This is a genomic window from Streptomyces sp. NPDC000348 (genome assembly GCF_042898795.1).
Taxonomy (GTDB): Bacteria; Actinomycetota; Actinomycetes; order Streptomycetales; family Streptomycetaceae; genus Streptomyces.
The window spans coordinates 149,681-166,215 of record NZ_JBIAZD010000005.1 but is presented as its reverse complement, the minus strand read 5'-3'; the positions used below and the strand labels follow the sequence as shown (position 1 = coordinate 166,215).

The following is a 16,535-nucleotide window of genomic DNA, read 5'->3' as shown; positions in this document are numbered from 1 at the left end:
CTTCCGTCCCGTCCCTCCCGAGGAGCCGGCCCGTGGATTCCGAGTCCACCGTCACCACCTGCTACCGCCATCCCGAGGTGGAGTGCCACGTCCGCTGCGTCCGCTGCGAGCGGTACATCTGCCCGGACTGCATGCGCGAGGCGGCCGTGGGCCACCAGTGCCCCGAGTGCGTCAAGGAGGGCGCCCGGTCGGTACGGCAGGCCCGCACCCTGGTGGGCGGCCGGGTCTCGGCGGTGCCCGTCGTGACGTACGGGCTGATCGTCCTCAATGTGCTGGTGTACCTGGCGGAGCTGGCGCGGCCGGAGATCGTGGACCGGTTCGCGATGGTGGGCGCGGGGCTGCTCGGGCCGGACGGCGAGCACTACCTGTGGGTCGACCCGTACCCCGCGGGCTTCGGCCCGGAGGGCCTGGTGGACGGGGAGTGGTACCGGCTGTTGACCGGCGCGTTCCTGCATCTGCCGCCCACCGAGGGCACGTTCGGGATCCTCCACGTGGTGATGAACATGGTGGCGCTGTGGAACCTGGGCCGGCTCGTCGAGCCGATGCTGGGCCGGGTGCACTACCTCGTCCTGTACCTGCTGTCGGCGCTGGGCGGTTCGGTGCTGGTGCTGCTGATCGCGCCCGAGGACGCCGTGGTCGGCGCGTCCGGCGCGATCTTCGGGGTGGGGGCCGCGTACTACGTGATGGCCCGGCGCGTCGGGGCCGACATGGCCGGGGTCAACCGGTTCATGGCGGGGCTGCTGCTGTGGCTGGTGGTCTCCGCGGTCGTCACGTCCTGGGAGGGGCACCTCGGCGGACTGCTGTCGGGCGGCGCGGTGGCGCTGGCGTTCGCGTACGCTCCCAGGGACGGGCGGCGGACGGTGGTGCAGGTGGGCGCGTGTGTGGCGCTGGTGGTGGTGCTGTCGGTGGCGGCGGCGGTCAAGGTGTCCGAACTGACGGGTGGAGGCGTCCCCCAGTGAAACGTGCCGGTGTGCTGCTCCTCGCGGCCGTTCCCGTGATCGCCACGGGGGTGTACTTCGTCATGCCGGCGGACTCGGCCGGCACGTCGGCGGCGCCGCCCGCGGCCACCGCCCGGTCGGCCCGTGAGGACGCCAAGGACCGGGCCGAGCAGGAACGGGAGCGGGACGAGGACGACGCGGTCGTCGCCGCCATGCCGCCGGGGCTGGCCGCGCCCGCGAAGAAGGAGCTGGCCCAGCGGCTGGTGGCGAGCGCCGAGCACTCGACCACCGACTGGCGCAGCACCTACGGGGCCATCGAGGACGAGGGCGACGGCTGCGGCTACACGGCGGGCATCATCGGCTTCTGCACCGGCACCCACGATCTGCTCATGCTGGTCGAGAGCTACACCGAGGACCACCCGGACAACGGGCTGGCGTCCTATCTGCCCGCCCTGCGCGAGGTCGACGGCTCGGACTCCCACGAGGGCCTGGACCCCGGCTTCCCGGCCGCCTGGAAGGCGGAGGCGCGGGTGCCCGCCTTCCGGGCGGCGCAGGAGGCGGAGCGCGACCGCATCTACTTCGAGCCGGCGGTCCGGCTCGCCAAGCTGGACGGTCTCGGCACGCTGGGCCAGTTCGTCTACTTCGACGCGATGGTCTTCCACGGCCCCGACACCGACGCGGACGGCTTCTACGCGCTGCGCGAGCGCACGCTGAAGCAGGCGAAGACGCCCGCCGCGGGCGGCTCCGAGACGGGGTACCTGGACGCCTTCCTCGGCATCCGCCGGGAGGCCCTGCTGACCCGGTACCCGGGGCACGACGCCTCCCGCGTCGACACGGCCCAGCGCCGGTTCCTGGAGGCCGGGAACCTGGGCCTGGACACCCCCCTGGTGTGGGAGATGTACGGGGACCACTACCGGCTTCCCTGAACACGTGAAGGCGCCTGCCCATGCGTCCGGTCGGGGACTGGGGGCAGGCGCCTCCTGTGTGTTCCGTACGCCGTTGTACGGGACGTGTGCGGGGACCGTCAGGTCACCTCGTGAGCCGGTCCGTCAGACCGCCAGCGCGCGGTCCGTCGGACGGATCGGGGCCGGCAGCTCGCTCGCCCCGGTGAGGAAGCGGTCGCAGCCGCGGGCGGCCGAGCGGCCCTCCGCGATCGCCCACACGATGAGCGACTGGCCGCGGCCGGCGTCACCGGCGACGAACACGCCGGGCACGTTGGTCTGGAAGTCGGCGTCGCGGGCGATGTTGCCGCGCTCGTCGAGCTCCAGGCCGAACTGCTCGACCAGGCCGTTCTCCCGGTCGGTGCCGGTGAAGCCCATGGCGAGGGTGACCAGCTGGGCCGGGATCTTGCGCTCGGTGCCCGGCTTGGAGGTCAGCTTGCCGTCGACGAACTCGACCTCGCTCAGGTGCAGCCACTGGACGTTGCCGTCCTCGTCGCCCTCGAAGTGGGTGGTGGAGACGGAGTAGACCCGCTCACCGCCCTCCTCGTGGGCGGACGTGACCTTGTAGAGCATCGGGAACGTCGGCCACGGCTGGGAGACCGGGTTCCGCTCCTCGTTCGGGCGGGGCATGATCTCCAGCTGGGTGACGGAGGCCGCGCCCTGGCGGTGGGCGGTGCCCACGCAGTCGGCGCCGGTGTCACCGCCGCCGATCACCACGACGTGCTTGCCCTCGGCCGAGATCGGCGGGGCGACGTAGTCGCCCTCCTGCACCTTGTTGGCCAGCGGCAGGTACTCCATGGCCTGGTAGACGCCCTTGAGCTCACGGCCCGGCACCGGCAGGTCGCGCGCGGTCGTCGCGCCGACGGCGAGGACCACGGCGTCGTACCGCTTGCGCAGCGCGGTGGCCGGCATGTCGCGGCCGATCTCGACGCCGGTGCGGAACTTGGTGCCCTCCGCGCGCATCTGCTCGATACGGCGGTTGATGTGCCGCTTCTCCATCTTGAACTCGGGGATGCCGTAGCGCAGGAGGCCGCCGATGCGGTCCGCGCGCTCGTACACCGCGACCGTGTGGCCGGCCCGGGTCAGCTGCTGGGCGGCGGCCAGACCCGCCGGGCCCGAGCCGACGACCGCGACGGTCTTGCCGGACAGGCGCTCAGGGATCTGCGGGGCGACGTCACCGGTCTCCCACGCCTTGTCGATGATCGAGACCTCGACGTTCTTGATGGTGACCGGCGGCTGGTTGATGCCGAGCACGCACGCCGACTCGCACGGAGCGGGGCACAGCCGGCCCGTGAACTCCGGGAAGTTGTTGGTGGCGTGCAGCCGCTCGGAGGCGGCGCCCCAGTCCTCGCGGTAGGCGTAGTCGTTCCACTCGGGGATGAGGTTCCCCAGCGGACAGCCGTTGTGGCAGAACGGGATGCCGCAGTCCATGCACCGGCTGGCCTGCTTGCTGATGATCGGCAGCAGGGAACCGGGGACGTAGACCTCGTTCCAGTCCTTCTTGCGCTCCTCGACCGGACGGGACCTGGCGACCTCGCGGCCGTGGTTCAGAAAGCCCTTCGGGTCAGCCATTGATCGCCGCCTCCATCATCTTCTCGGTGATCTCGGTCTCGGACAGACCGGCTCGCTCGGCGGCGTCCTTGGCGGCGAGCACTGCCTTGTACGTGCTGGGGATGATCTTGCTGAAGCGCTGCACGGCGGTGTCCCACTCGGCGAGCAGCTTCTCGGCGACGGTGGAACCCGTCTCCTCCTGGTGGCGGCGGACCACGTCGTGCAGCCACTGCTTGTCGGCGTCGTCCAGGGCGCCCACGGCGTCCAGGTTGCCGGCGTTGACGTTGTCCCGGTCGAGGTCGATGACGTAGGCGATGCCGCCGGACATGCCGGCCGCGAAGTTGCGCCCCGTCTCGCCGAGGACGACCGCGTGACCGCCGGTCATGTACTCGCAGCCGTGGTCGCCCACGCCCTCGGAGACGACCAGCGCGCCGGAGTTGCGGACGCAGAACCGCTCGCCCGTCCGGCCCCGCAGGAACAGCTCGCCGCCGGTCGCGCCGTACGCGATCGTGTTGCCCGCGATGGTCGAGTACTCGGCGAGGTGGTCGGCCGCGCGGTCCGGGCGGACCACGATCCGGCCGCCGGACAGGCCCTTGCCGACGTAGTCGTTGGCGTCGCCCTCCAGGCGCAGCGTGACACCGCGCGGAATGAAGGCGCCGAAGGACTGGCCGGCGGAGCCGGTGAAGGTGATGTCGATGGTGTCGTCGGGCAGGCCCGCACCGCCGAACTTCTTCGTCACCTCGTGGCCGAGCATGGTGCCGACCGTGCGGTTGATGTTGCGGATGGCGACCTGGGCGCGCACCGGCTGGGCGTCCTCGGCGCCGGACGCGGCGAGCGCGTCGGCGGCGAGCTTGATCAGCTCGTTGTCGAGCGCCTTCTCCAGGCCGTGGTCCTGGGCGACGACCTGGTGGCGGACGGCGCCCTCGGGCAGCTCGGGCACGTGGAACAGCGGGGCCAGCTCCAGGCCCTGCGCCTTCCAGTGGTTCACCGCACGGGTCACGTCGAGCACCTCGGCGTGGCCGACGGCCTCCTCGATGGAGCGGAAGCCCAGCTCGGCGAGGAGCTCGCGGACCTCCTCGGCGATGAACCGGAAGAAGTTCACGACGTACTCGGCCTTGCCGGAGAACCGGTCCCGCAGGACGGGGTTCTGGGTGGCGATGCCGACCGGGCAGGTGTCCAGGTGGCAGACGCGCATCATGACGCAGCCGGAGACGACCAGCGGGGCGGTGGCGAAGCCGAACTCCTCGGCGCCGAGCAGCGCGGCGATGACCACGTCACGGCCGGTCTTCAGCTGGCCGTCGGTCTGCACGACGATCCGGTCGCGCAGGCCGTTGAGCAGCAGGGTCTGCTGGGTCTCGGCGAGGCCGAGCTCCCAGGGACCGCCGGCGTGCTTCAGCGACGTCAGCGGGGAGGCGCCCGTGCCGCCGTCGTGACCGGAGATCAGGACGACGTCCGCGTGCGCCTTGGAGACACCCGCGGCGACGGTGCCGACGCCGACCTCGGAGACCAGCTTGACGTGAATGCGCGCCTGGGGGTTGGCGTTCTTCAGGTCGTGGATCAGCTGGGCGAGGTCCTCGATGGAGTAGATGTCGTGGTGCGGCGGCGGGGAGATGAGCCCCACGCCCGGCGTCGAGTGCCGGGTCTTCGCGACCCACGGGTAGACCTTGTGGCCGGGCAGCTGGCCGCCCTCGCCGGGCTTGGCGCCCTGGGCCATCTTGATCTGGATGTCGTCGGAGTTGACCAGGTACTCGGAGGTCACGCCGAAGCGGCCGGAGGCGACCTGCTTGATGGACGACCGGCGGGCCGGGTCGTACAGGCGCTCCGGGTCCTCGCCGCCCTCACCGGTGTTGGACTTGCCGCCCAGCTGGTTCATGGCGATGGCGAGCGTCTCGTGCGCCTCGCGGGAGATGGAGCCGTACGACATGGCGCCGGTGGAGAACCGCTTGACGATCTCGGAGACCGGCTCGACCTCGTCGACGGGGATCGGCTGCCGGTCGGAGGTGAAGCCGAACAGGCCGCGGAGCGTCATCAGGCGCTCGGACTGCTCGTTCACCCGCTCGGTGTACTTCTTGAAGATGTCGTAGCGGCCGGAGCGCGTGGAGTGCTGGAGGCGGAAGACCGTCTCCGGGTCGAACAGGTGCGGCTCGCCCTCGCGGCGCCACTGGTACTCGCCGCCGATCTCCAGCGCGCGGTGCGCGGGAGCGATGCCCGAGGCGGGGTACGCCTTGGCGTGACGGGCGGCGACCTCCTTGGCGATGACGTCGATGCCGACGCCGCCGATCTTGGTGGCGGTGCCGTTGAAGTACTTCTCCACGAAGGCGTCCTCGAGGCCGACGGCCTCGAAGACCTGGGCGCCGCGGTAGGAGGCGACCGTGGAGATGCCCATCTTGGACATGACCTTCAGGACGCCCTTGCCGAGGGCGTAGATCAGGTTGCGGATGGCCTTCTCGGACTCGATGCCCGGCAGGAAGGTGCCCGCGCGGACCAGGTCCTCGACGGACTCCATCGCCAAGTACGGGTTGACGGCGGCGGCGCCGTAGCCGATGAGCAGGGCGACGTGGTGGACCTCGCGGACGTCACCGGCCTCGACCAGCAGACCCACCTGGGTGCGCTGCTTGGTGCGGATGAGGTGGTGGTGGACGGCCGCGGTGAGCAGCAGCGACGGGATCGGCGCGTGCTCGGCGTCGGAGTGCCGGTCCGACAGGACGATCAGCCGGGCGCCGTTCCCGATGGCGGCGTCGGCCTCGGCGCAGATGTCCTCGATGCGGGCGGCGAGCGCGTCGCCGCCGCCGGACACCCGGTACAGGCCGGACAGGGTCGCGGCCTTGAAGCCGGGCATGTCGCCGTCGGCGTTGATGTGGATGAGCTTGGCCAGCTCGTCGTTGTCGATCACCGGGAAGGGCAGGACGACGCTGCGACAGGAGGCCGCGGTCGGCTCCAGCAGGTTGCCCGAGGGGCCCAGCGGGGAGCGCAGGGAGGTGACCAGTTCCTCGCGGATCGCGTCCAGCGGCGGGTTGGTGACCTGCGCGAACAGCTGGGTGAAGTAGTCGAAGAGCAGGCGCGGACGCTCGCTCAGCGCGGCGATCGGCGAGTCGGTGCCCATCGAGCCGATCGGCTCGGCGCCGGCCTTGGCCATCGGCGCGAGGAGGACCCGCAGCTCCTCCTCGGTGTAGCCGAAGGTCTGCTGGCGGCGGGTGACCGAGGCGTGGGTGTGCACGATGTGCTCGCGCTCGGGCAGGTCGGGCAGCCCGATCTCGCCGGCCTCGAGCCACTCCGCGTAGGGGTGCTCGGCGGCGAGCTGGGCCTTGATCTCGTCGTCCTCGATGATGCGGTGCTCGGCGGTGTCCACCAGGAACATGCGGCCGGGCTGCAGGCGGCCCTTGCGGACGACCTTCGCCGGGTCGATGTCGAGGACGCCGACCTCGGAGCCGAGGACGACCAGACCGTCGTCGGTGACCCAGTAGCGGCCGGGGCGCAGACCGTTGCGGTCGAGCACGGCGCCGACCTGGGTGCCGTCGGTGAAGGTGACGCAGGCGGGGCCGTCCCAGGGCTCCATCATCGTGGAGTGGTACTGGTAGAAGGCGCGCCGGGCCGGGTCCATCGAGTCGTGGTTCTCCCACGCCTCCGGGATCATCATCAGCACGGAGTGCGGCAGCGAACGGCCGCCCAGGTGCAGCAGTTCGAGGACCTCGTCGAAGGACGCCGAGTCGGAGGCGTCGGGGGTGCAGATCGGGAAGATCCGCTCAAGGTCCGTGCCGGTGCCGAACAGCTCGGAGGCGAGCTGCGACTCGCGGGCGCGCATCCAGTTGCGGTTGCCCTTGACGGTGTTGATCTCACCGTTGTGCGCGACGAAGCGGTACGGGTGTGCGAGCGGCCACGACGGGAAGGTGTTCGTGGAGAACCGGGAGTGCACGAGCGCGATCGCGGAGCCGAAGCGGCGGTCGGACAGGTCCGGGAAGAAGGGCTCGAGCTGGCCGGTGGTCAGCATGCCCTTGTAGACGATGGTCCGCGCGGACAGCGACGGGAAGTAGACGCCCACCTCGCGCTCGGCGCGCTTGCGCAGCACGAACGCCTTGCGGTCGAGGTCGATGCCCCTGCTCTCACCGGCGGTGACGAAGATCTGCCGGAAGACCGGCATCGTCGAGCGGGCGGTGGCGCCGAGCAGTTCGGGCGCGACCGGCACCTCGCGCCAGCCGAGGACGGTCAGGTCCTCGGCGGCGGCGATCTCCTCGATGCGGGCGACGGCGGCGTCGGCGCCGTCCTCCGGCAGGAAGGCGATGCCGACGGCGTAGCCGCCGGCCTCGGGCAGTGCGAATCCGGCCACCTCGCGGAAGAAGGCGTCGGGCACCTGGGAGAGGATTCCGGCACCGTCGCCGGAGTCCGGCTCGGAGCCGGTGGCACCCCGGTGTTCCAGGTTGCGCAGGACCGTGAGGGCCTGCTCGACCAGGGTGTGGGACGCCTCGCCGGTGAGGGTGGCGACGAAGCCGACGCCGCAGGCGTCGTGCTCGTTGCGGGGGTCGTACATACCCTGCGCAGCAGGGCGAGCATCCATGAACGACCAGTTCAGGCGGTCGTTCGCGGAGTGCTGGGACGGCTGGCGCGGCGTACGCATCGGCTCTCCCGTCGTCGTCATGTGGCATGTGCGAAGTGCCGAGGGACGACGCTGGCCCTCTGCGTGGTGCAAAATTTCGTGCAGGTTACATGATGGAGCGGTTCTCGTGAACCGGGATAATCCGTTCCAGCATGCGGACACCCTAGAGGTCGCGGCGGGATTCCGCGCCTGGCGGTGGAAGCTACGGGGACCGGGTCGGACAGATCGATGTCCGTCGGTCCGATGGCGGGAAAGGGCTCCTTCGCCCGACCCGCGGGGCGCGCCGTCGGCCTCTTTGCCCACAGCGCTTACGGCTCATGCCCAGTGGTCATGCCGCCGAAACCAGCAAGTAACGACTACTTATGCGGCCCAACGCATAAGTGCGAGTCGCATCATCCTACGGCCGTTCCGAACAGTGCGCCCAGGACGTACGTCACACCGGCCGCCGCACCACCGAGGGCGAGCTGCCGCAGACCGCTGTACCACCAGCTCCGCGCCGTCACCCTGGCCACCACCGCGCCGCACAGGAAGAGCCCGAGCAGCGCCAGCAGCACGGCGGGCCACAGGGTACTCGCACCGAGCAGATAGGGCAGCACGGGGAGCAGGGCGCCCAGCGCGAACGAACCGAAGCTGGAGACGGCGGCGACGGTGGGCGAGGGCAGGTCGCCGGGGTCGATGCCGAGTTCCTCGCGGGCGTGGATCTCCAGCGCCTGCTCGGGGTCCCTGGACAGCTGCCGGGCGACCTCGCGGGCCAGCCCGGGCTCGACGCCGCGGGCCTCGTAGAGCGCGGCGAGCTCGGCCTCCTCGTCCTTGGGGTGCTTGCGCAGCTCACGCCGCTCGACCTCGAGCTCGGCCTCGACCAGCTCGCGCTGGGAGGCGACGGAGGTGTACTCGCCGGCCGCCATGGAGAAGGCGCCGGCGGCCAGACCGGCGAGGCCGGTGAACACGACGGTCTGCTGACCGACCGCACCGCCGGCGACACCGGTCATCAGGGCGAGGTTGGAGACCAGTCCGTCCATCGCGCCGAACACGGCGGGGCGCAGCCAGCCGCCGTTCACGTCCCGGTGCGTGTGGTTGTCGCGGTGCGCCTCGTGCAGCGTCGCCTCGGTCTCGATGATGGCCATACCCGGGTCCCCCACACTCTTCTTTGGACAAGTTCTATTCTTCGACAACACCCAATGTACGCCTCCTCGAATCCTCCTGCCAGCAAGGAAAGGCTGGGCTAACCTGCGGTTTTGCGGGTTTCACTCGTTTGTGCGGATGGGTGCGCAGATGTCGACCGGGTGACGCTGGGCCCCGCGAGGCTGCGCCGGACACCGCACCGGGGACAGATCCGCAAAGGGCTCCGCGCCCCTCGGGGCGCGTCTGAGAGGAGAGCCGCGTATGGCACCGACCGCCCGCATCCCCTCCGTCCCGGTGCCCGGGGGCGCCGTCGGGCGCCGCGAGCGGGCGCGCGGCGCTCTGCTCGGCCTGGCCGTCGGTGACGCGCTGGGCGCCCCGGCCGAGAACCTGAAGCCCTCCGAGATCCGCGCGCGGTGGGGCCGCATCACGGGGTACGTGGCGGAACACCCGGCGGGCACGGACGACACCGAGTACGCGATCTTCTCGGGCCTGCTGCTGGCCCGGCACGGCTCCGCGCTCACCCCGGCGCATGTCGAGGCGGCCTGGCACGAGTGGATCGCGGACCGCGCGGAGGGTCCTTTCCGGGGCGCCGGCTTCAGCGAGCGCGGCACGCTGGAGAACCTGCGCCGGGGACTGGCGGCGCCGATCTCCGCCCAGCACCGGCACGCCTGGAGCGACGGACTGGCGATGCGGGCGGCGCCCCACGGGGTGTTCGCGGCCGGCCGGCCCGACGAGGCGGCCCGGCTGGCGGCGGTCGACGGCTCGGTCAGCCACGACGGCGAGGGCATCTACGGCGGCCAGGCGGTCGCGGCGGGTGTCGCGGCGGCGATGGCCGGGGCACCGGTGGTCGCGGTCGTGGCCTCGGCCCTGGCGGTGGTGCCGGACGACTCCTGGACCGCCCGTTCACTGCGCCGCGCCGTCACCGCGGCCCACCTCGGCGAACGCGCGGTCCGCGCGGCGGTGGTGATCGGCGGCTATCCGTGGACCGACCTGGCCCCCGAGGCGGTCGCCCTCGCCTTCGGCGCGTACGCGGCGGCCGACGGCGACTTCGCACAGGCGGTCCTGACGGCCGTCAACATGGGCCGCGACGCCGACACCACGGCGGCGGTGGCGGGCGCCCTGGCCGGCGCCACCCGGGGCGCCGCGGCGATCCCGCCGGCCTGGTCGTCCGCCATCGCCCCGGCCCGCGGCACCTGCCTCCCGACCATGGCGGGCCACCACGTCCTGGACATCGCGGACCTGCTGACGCCGGAGGAACCCGACGCCCTGGTTCCGGCGCCGGCCGACGAGACGGAGGCGCCCGCATGATCCCCCTGGCCGAGACGCAACCCGCAGCCGCCGACGGCGAGGACGCCCCACCGGGGCCACCCGCACCCGACGACGGAAGCGGCACGGATGGCGCGGGTGGGAACGCGACCCGGGCCCCAGGCGAAGCCGAGGCCGAACGTCCCGCCCGGCCGCCGCAGGCCCGGGCCCGGGTGGAGGGCCTCCTCCTCGGCCTCGCCGCGGGCGACGCCGCCGGCTGGCCGGCCGCCCGCCACAGGGCCGCCCGCATGCCCGAGTGGACCAGACGCCTCACCCGCGAACTGGACACCTTCGCCGAACAGAACGCCACCACCACCCTCCCCGTCCCGATCGCCCTCAACCAGCCCCCCGAACCCCTCCGCCTCGGCCCCTCCGACGACGCCGAGTGGGCCGCGTTCGCCGCCGAAGCGGTCCTGCGCGCCGGCGACGACAGCGCCCTCGGCGACCTGAGCCGGGAGCGCCGGACCCGCGCCGCCATCGACCTGACCTGGAACTCCGTCGCCGCCGAGATCGCCGCCGCCACCGAACGGGCCCCCGAGACCGAGTCCGCCGTCCTCCCGCTGCGCGCCCGCATCTCCGTCCGCGCCGGCCTCGGCAACCTCGCCACCGGCCTGCGCCCGCCCGCCACCGGCCACGACAACCCGCACTACTTCGACGACGCCGCCTGCGTGCGCGCCTGTGTCCTGGCCGTGGCCCACCCCGGCGACCCGCGGGCCGCCGCCGGCCTCGCCGAGTTCGACGCCCGCTACACCCAGGACGGCGACGGGGTGCACGGTGCCCGCGCCATGGCCGCCGCCGTCTCCCTCGCGCTGGCCGGCGCGGACCCGCACGCCTGCGTGGCGGCGGCCTGCGCCGAGCTGCCCGAGGACACGGAGATCGGCCGCAACGCCCGGCACGCCCTGAAGCTCGCGGCGGACGCCGACAGCGCCTTCGCCCTCGTGCCACCGCTGGAGCACCAGATCGTCGACCACGTCTACAGCTACGGCGTCGCCGCCGCCGAGACCGTCCCCGTGGCCCTCGCCCTCACCACCGCCGCCCGCGGCCGGATCGCGGAGGCGGTCCCCGCGGCGGCCTGCCTGTCCCGGGTCGCGGACTCCGCTCCGGCGCTCGTCGGCGCCCTCACCGGCGCACTGGGCGGCGGGGCCGCGATCCCGGGGACGTGGCGGGAGAGCTGCCGCACCCTCTCCGGCTGCGTGCTCCCCCGGCTCACCGGCACGGACCTGGTGGAACTCGCCGGACTCCTGGAAGCCGCACGACCGACCCCGACGGAGGGATGATTCGGGCATGACGCGCGAAGAGCCAGAAAACAGTGACCGGGGCCTGCCCCTGGACGAGCGGATCGCCGGCGCCCTCGTCGGAGCGGCCGTCGGCGACGCCCTCGGCGGGCCGGTCGAGGGCTACTCCCCCGAGCAGATCGTCGAGCGCCACGGCGGACGCGTGCACGGCGTCGTCGGCCCGTGGAACGGCGCCGCGTGGCGCACCGCCCGCCCCGTCGCGCCGTACCACAAGGGCGACGGCCACGTCACCGACGACACCCTGATGACCCACGCACTGGTACGGGTGTACGCGACGGTCCGCGACCACCTGGACGCCTACGCCGTCGCCGACCACCTGGTCCCGGACCTGATGACGAACCCGCGCTGGATCCCGGAGCTGGAGGCGGAGGCGATCCCGCTGCAGCGGATCTTCCTCGCCGAGAAGTGGCTCGTGGCCCGCCTGCACTACGGTCACGTCGACCCGCGCGAGGCCGGCGTCGGCAACATCGTCAACTGCGGTGCCGCGATGTACATGGCCCCGGTCGGCCTGGTCAACGCCGCCCACCCGGCCGCCGCCTACGCCGAGGCGCTGGATGTCGCGGGCGCGCACCAGTCGTCGTACGGCAGGGAGGCGGCCGGTGTCTTCGCGGCGGCCGTGGCGGCGGCGTGCGCGCCGGGCGCGACGGCGGACTCGGTCGTCTCCGCGTGTCTGTCGTCGGCGAAGGACGGCACCCGGGAGGCGATCGAGAAGGTCTGCGAAACCGCCTCGCGGTACACGGACTTCGAGTCGGCGCTGGGTCCGCTGCGGGAGGCGGTGACGCCGTACGACACGGTGGGCCCCGACTACCGCTCCCCGTCACTGGGTGCCCGCCGCCCGTCCCGGCTGCACGCCATCGAGGAACTCCCGGTCGCGCTGGGCATGCTGGTGGTGGCCGGCGGCGACTTCCGGCAGGCGGTCCTGGGCGCGGTGAACTACGGCCGCGACTGCGACTCCATCGCCACGATGGCCGGCGCGGTGGCCGGTGCGCTCGGCTCCCCGGTCCCCGAGGACTGGGCCAAGACGGTGGCCGAGGCCAGCCGCCTCGACCTGTGGGAGCCGGCGGCCGCGCTCACCGCCGTGACCCGCGAGATCTTCGCACGCGACGTGGCCCGCCGCCGCGCCCACGAGCGGGCGTTCGCCGAGCTGGGAGGCGCTGGATGCTCCGGCTGACCTGGGTCCAGCCCGAGGACCTCATCGGCCACGAACTGCGCCAGGCGGCCCAGGACGGCCGCGAGCCCTCGGCCGTCGCCGCCCGCTGGCGCGCGGCGGGCGGCCCCGAGGCCCCCCTCACCGCGGGCGCCTCCCCCACCCCCGCCTCCCCCTACCTCCGCCTCCTGGCCACCGACCTCCTCGACGAACTGGCCGACCTCCCGAGCACACTGGCCGACGACGAACCGACCGACCTCGCCACGATCAAGTCCCTGTGCCCCGACTGGCCGTTCACCGCGGGCGGCACCGCCGCCGGCCGCGGGCGGTCGTGCCTCCCCCCGTGCCCCGAGGGCCCGGGAGGCGCCTCCAGGGGCGATGGGGGCACCTCCACTCAAGCGAAGTCGGGAGTGGGGGAGGGTGGGTGCGACGGCACCCCGCAGGCGCCGGGCCGCGCGACGGACCCCCGGACACCCCACCCCGCCCGCCTGGAGGCCGCCTGGCTCGGCAGAGCGGTCGGCTGCCTGCTGGGCAAACCGGTGGAGAAGCTCCCCCTCACCGGCATCCGCCACCTCGCCCGGGCCACCGGCAACTGGCCCCTCACCACCTACTTCACCGCCCACGGCGTCCCCGAGGACCTCTTGACCAGGTACCCCTGGAACCGCCGCTCCGCGGCCACCTCCCTCGCCGAGAACATCGACGGCATGCCCGAGGACGACGACCTCAACTACCCCCTCCTCGCCCTCCTCGTCCTCCAGCGCCACGGCCGCGCCTTCACCGCCACCGACGTGGCCCGCGTCTGGCTCGACGAACTCCCCGCCGGCCGCACCTTCACCGCCGAGCGCGTCGCCTACCGCAACCTCCTCAGCGGTCTGGAACCCCCGCTGACCGCCCGCCGCCACAACCCCTTCCGCGAGTGGATCGGCGCCCTGATCCGCGCCGACGTGCACGGCTGGACCAACCCCGGCGACCCGGCCGCCGCCGCCGGGCAGGCACACCGCGACGCCACCCTCACCCACACCGCCAACGGCGTCTACGCGGCGATGTTCACGGCGGCCGTCATCGCCACCGCCGCCACCGGCGACCACGACGTCCACGCCTGTCTGCGCACCGGCCTCACCGTCGTCCCGCCCCGCTCCCGGCTCGCCCGCGCCGTCCACCGGGCCGTACGGCTCGCGCACGAGCACACCGACTTCGACACCGTCGTCGACGTCCTGCACGACACCTACGCCGCCACCCACCACTGGGTGCACGCCGTCCCCAACACCGCCCTGATCGCCGCCGCCCTCACCCACGCCGACGGCGACTTCACCGGCTCCGTCTGCCGCGCGGTGTCCGGCGGCTGGGACACCGACTCCAACGGCGCGACGGCCGGCAGCGTCGCCGCCCTTCTCGCCGGTTCGCCCCGCGCCCTCCCCGAACGCTGGACGGCCCCGCTGAAGAACCGCCTGGCCACCTCCGTCGGCGACTTCCACGGCACCGGCTTCGACACCCTGGCCCGACTGACCCACCTGGAGGCCTCCCGCCCATGACCAGGCCCACTCCCCCCGGTCCCCCACTGACCGGCCTGCGCGTCCTGGATCTCGCCACCCTCTTCGCCGGGCCCCTCGCCGCGACCCTGCTCGGCGACTTCGGCGCGGAGGTCGTCAAGGTCGAGCACCCGAGGAAACCGGACCCCTCCCGCGGCCACGGCCCGTCGAAGGACGGCATCGGCCTGTGGTGGAAGGTGCTCGGCCGCAACAAGCGGACCATCACCCTCGACCTGTCCAGGCCCGGCGGCCGGGCCACCCTCCTGCGCCTCGCCGAAACCGCCGACGTCGTCATCGAGAACTTCCGTCCCGGCACCCTGGAGAAGTGGGACCTGGGCTGGCCCGAGCTGTCCGCGGTCAACCCCCGGCTGATCCTGGTCCGGGTCACCGGCTTCGGCCAGTTCGGCCCGTACGCGCACCGTCCGGGCTTCGGCACCCTCGCCGAGGCGATGAGCGGCTTCGCCGCGATCACCGGGGAACCGGACGCCCCGCCGACCCTGCCGCCGTTCGGCCTGGCGGACTCCATCGCGGGCCTGACCACCGCGTACGCGGTCATGACCGCGCTGGCCGGCCGGGACCGCACGGGAGAGGGCCAGGTCGTCGACATGGCCCTGATCGAACCGATCCTCACCGTGCTCGGGCCCCAGCCGACCTGGTACGACCAGCTGGGCCACGTCCAGCCCCGCACCGGCAACCGCTCCCAGAACAACGCGCCGCGCGGCACGTACCTCACCGCCGACGGCACCTGGGTCGCCGTCTCCACCTCGGCCCAGTCGATCGCCGAGCGGGTGATGACGCTGGTGGGCCGCCCGGACCTGATCGACGAGCCCTGGTTCGCCACCGGCGCGGGCCGGGCCCGGCACGCGGACCTCCTGGACGAGGCGGTCGGCGGCTGGATCGCCCGGCACACCCGCACCGACGTGCTGGCCGCCTTCGAGAAGGCGGAGGCGGCCATCGCCCCCATCCAGGACGTACGGGACGTCATGGCGGACCCGCAGTACCAGGCGCTGGACACGATCACCACGGTCGACGATCCGGAGCTGGGCCCGCTGCGCATGCAGAACGTGCTCTTCCGGCTCTCCGGCACCCCGGGCGCGATCCGCTGGGCGGGCCGCCCGCACGGCGCGGACACCGAGGAGGTCCTGACCGAGCTGGGCCTCACCCCCGAGGACCTCGCGGAGCTCCGCGCGGAGGGCGCCCTGTGACGGGGTTCCCGCTGACCTGGCTGTACGCCCCCGGCGACCGTCCTCCGGTGGTGGCGAAGGCGCTCACCTCCGGCGCCGACGTGGTGGTGATCGACCTGGAGGACGCGGTCGCCCCCGACCGCAAGGCCTACGCCCGCTCCGCCACCGCCGAGCTGCTGCGCGCCCCCCAGCCGGTCCCGGTCCACGTCCGCGTCAACGCCCTGTCCGGCCCCTGGGCCCGCGCCGACCTCGCGGCCGTCGCTGCCGCCCCCGGCCTGTCCGGCCTGCGCCTCCCCAAGGTGTCGTCCCCGTCCGACGTCGTACGCGTCGCCCGGCGCACCGCGTCCGCCCGCGGCGGCGCACTGCCCCTGTACGCCCTCCTGGAGACGGCCCTCGGCATCGAACGCGCCCATGCCGTGGCCACCGCCCACCCGTCCCTGCGCGGCATCGCCGTCGGGGAGGCGGACCTACGGGCCGACCTCGGCGTACGCGACGACGCGGGCCTCGACTGGTCCCGCTCCCGGGTGGTCGTCGCCGCGCGGGCGGCGGGCCTCGCCCCGCCCACCCAGTCCGTCCACCCCGACATCCGCGACCTGGAGGGCCTGGCGGCCTCCTGTGCCCACGGCCGCGCGCTGGGCTTCCTGGGCCGCGCCGCGATCCACCCCCGTCAGCTCCCGGTGATCGAACGGGCCTACCTCCCCACGGAGGAGGAGATCGCGCAGGCGGAGACCATCGTCAAGGCGGCAGCCTCGAACCAGGGCGCCCAAGCCCTCCCCAACGGCACCTTCATCGACACGGCGGTCGTACGAGCGGCCCGAAGAACCCTGTCCCTGACCACCAGAACCTGAACAACTCCCCACCGTCCCCGCGGGCAGTCGTGCCGCTGGGGCGGCACGGGTGGGCGCTGGGGGTACCCCCTCTGGGGGAGGCAC

The 16,535-nt window shown here is 73.2% G+C and carries 11 protein-coding genes; 8 read left to right on the top strand and 3 right to left on the bottom strand.

Translation table 11 applies throughout. The features are described from left to right. Positions 1 to 32 precede the first annotated feature (32 nt). On the top strand, positions 33 to 959 hold the full coding sequence (locus tag ACFY3N_RS12555) for a rhomboid family intramembrane serine protease (protein WP_390816617.1): 927 nt from the start codon (positions 33 to 35) through the stop codon (positions 957 to 959). Further along, positions 956 to 1,864, top strand: a complete 909-nt coding sequence (locus tag ACFY3N_RS12550; protein WP_390816616.1) for a chitosanase — start codon at positions 956 to 958, stop codon at positions 1,862 to 1,864. The genes ACFY3N_RS12555 and ACFY3N_RS12550 overlap by 4 nt, the downstream gene beginning before the upstream one ends. A 123-nt stretch (positions 1,865 to 1,987) precedes the next feature. Here the strand turns inward: ACFY3N_RS12550 and ACFY3N_RS12545 are convergent, their stop codons facing one another. The 3 genes from ACFY3N_RS12545 to ACFY3N_RS12535 form a co-directional block, all read right to left on the bottom strand. Continuing rightward, on the bottom strand, positions 1,988 to 3,451 hold the full coding sequence (locus tag ACFY3N_RS12545) for a glutamate synthase subunit beta (protein WP_390816615.1): 1,464 nt from the start codon (positions 3,449 to 3,451) through the stop codon (positions 1,988 to 1,990). Next, positions 3,444 to 8,042: a glutamate synthase large subunit gene (gltB, locus tag ACFY3N_RS12540; RefSeq protein WP_390816864.1), complete on the bottom strand. Its 4,599-nt coding sequence runs from the start codon at positions 8,040 to 8,042 to the stop codon at positions 3,444 to 3,446. The genes ACFY3N_RS12545 and gltB overlap by 8 nt, the downstream gene beginning before the upstream one ends. A gap of 371 nt (positions 8,043 to 8,413) precedes the next feature. After that, on the bottom strand, positions 8,414 to 9,145 hold the full coding sequence (locus ACFY3N_RS12535; protein ID WP_390816614.1) for a VIT1/CCC1 transporter family protein: 732 nt from the start codon (positions 9,143 to 9,145) through the stop codon (positions 8,414 to 8,416). Positions 9,146 to 9,404: 259 nt separating this feature from the next. On the opposite strand from ACFY3N_RS12535, the gene ACFY3N_RS12530 reads away from it, so the two are divergent. Genes ACFY3N_RS12530 through ACFY3N_RS12505 form a run of 6 tightly spaced genes read left to right on the top strand, consistent with a single transcriptional unit; the run spans position 9,405 to position 16,451 of the window. Next, on the top strand, positions 9,405 to 10,451 hold the full coding sequence (locus ACFY3N_RS12530) for an ADP-ribosylglycohydrolase family protein (protein ID WP_390816613.1): 1,047 nt from the start codon (positions 9,405 to 9,407) through the stop codon (positions 10,449 to 10,451). Then, complete coding sequence (locus ACFY3N_RS12525; protein WP_390816612.1) at positions 10,448 to 11,725, top strand: ADP-ribosylglycohydrolase family protein; 1,278 nt, start codon at positions 10,448 to 10,450, stop codon at positions 11,723 to 11,725. Before ACFY3N_RS12530 ends, ACFY3N_RS12525 begins: the two co-directional genes overlap by 4 nt. 7 nt (positions 11,726 to 11,732) lie before the next feature. After that, positions 11,733 to 12,914: an ADP-ribosylglycohydrolase family protein gene (locus tag ACFY3N_RS12520; RefSeq protein WP_390816611.1), complete on the top strand. Its 1,182-nt coding sequence runs from the start codon at positions 11,733 to 11,735 to the stop codon at positions 12,912 to 12,914. Further along, the gene (locus tag ACFY3N_RS12515) at positions 12,902 to 14,422 is read left to right on the top strand and encodes an ADP-ribosylglycohydrolase family protein (RefSeq protein WP_390816610.1); all 1,521 of its coding nucleotides are present in this window, start codon (positions 12,902 to 12,904) and stop codon (positions 14,420 to 14,422) included. Before ACFY3N_RS12520 ends, ACFY3N_RS12515 begins: the two co-directional genes overlap by 13 nt. Next, complete coding sequence (locus ACFY3N_RS12510) at positions 14,419 to 15,624, top strand: CaiB/BaiF CoA transferase family protein (protein WP_390816609.1); 1,206 nt, start codon at positions 14,419 to 14,421, stop codon at positions 15,622 to 15,624. The genes ACFY3N_RS12515 and ACFY3N_RS12510 overlap by 4 nt, the downstream gene beginning before the upstream one ends. Continuing rightward, on the top strand, positions 15,621 to 16,451 hold the full coding sequence (locus ACFY3N_RS12505; RefSeq protein ID WP_390816608.1) for an HpcH/HpaI aldolase/citrate lyase family protein: 831 nt from the start codon (positions 15,621 to 15,623) through the stop codon (positions 16,449 to 16,451). Before ACFY3N_RS12510 ends, ACFY3N_RS12505 begins: the two co-directional genes overlap by 4 nt. Positions 16,452 to 16,535: the final 84 nt, after the last annotated feature.

Coding starts and splice junctions, on each gene's coding strand:
- ACFY3N_RS12545 (WP_390816615.1), bottom strand. CDS start 3,451: ATGGCTGACCCGAAGGGCTTTCTGAACCACGGCCGCGAGGTCGCCAGG.
- gltB (WP_390816864.1), bottom strand. CDS start 8,042: ATGCGTACGCCGCGCCAGCCGTCCCAGCACTCCGCGAACGACCGCCTG.
- ACFY3N_RS12520 (WP_390816611.1), top strand. CDS start 11,733: ATGACGCGCGAAGAGCCAGAAAACAGTGACCGGGGCCTGCCCCTGGAC.
- ACFY3N_RS12510 (WP_390816609.1), top strand. CDS start 14,419: ATGACCAGGCCCACTCCCCCCGGTCCCCCACTGACCGGCCTGCGCGTC.
- ACFY3N_RS12515 (WP_390816610.1), top strand. CDS start 12,902: ATGCTCCGGCTGACCTGGGTCCAGCCCGAGGACCTCATCGGCCACGAA.
- ACFY3N_RS12525 (WP_390816612.1), top strand. CDS start 10,448: ATGATCCCCCTGGCCGAGACGCAACCCGCAGCCGCCGACGGCGAGGAC.
- ACFY3N_RS12530 (WP_390816613.1), top strand. CDS start 9,405: ATGGCACCGACCGCCCGCATCCCCTCCGTCCCGGTGCCCGGGGGCGCC.
- ACFY3N_RS12535 (WP_390816614.1), bottom strand. CDS start 9,145: ATGGCCATCATCGAGACCGAGGCGACGCTGCACGAGGCGCACCGCGAC.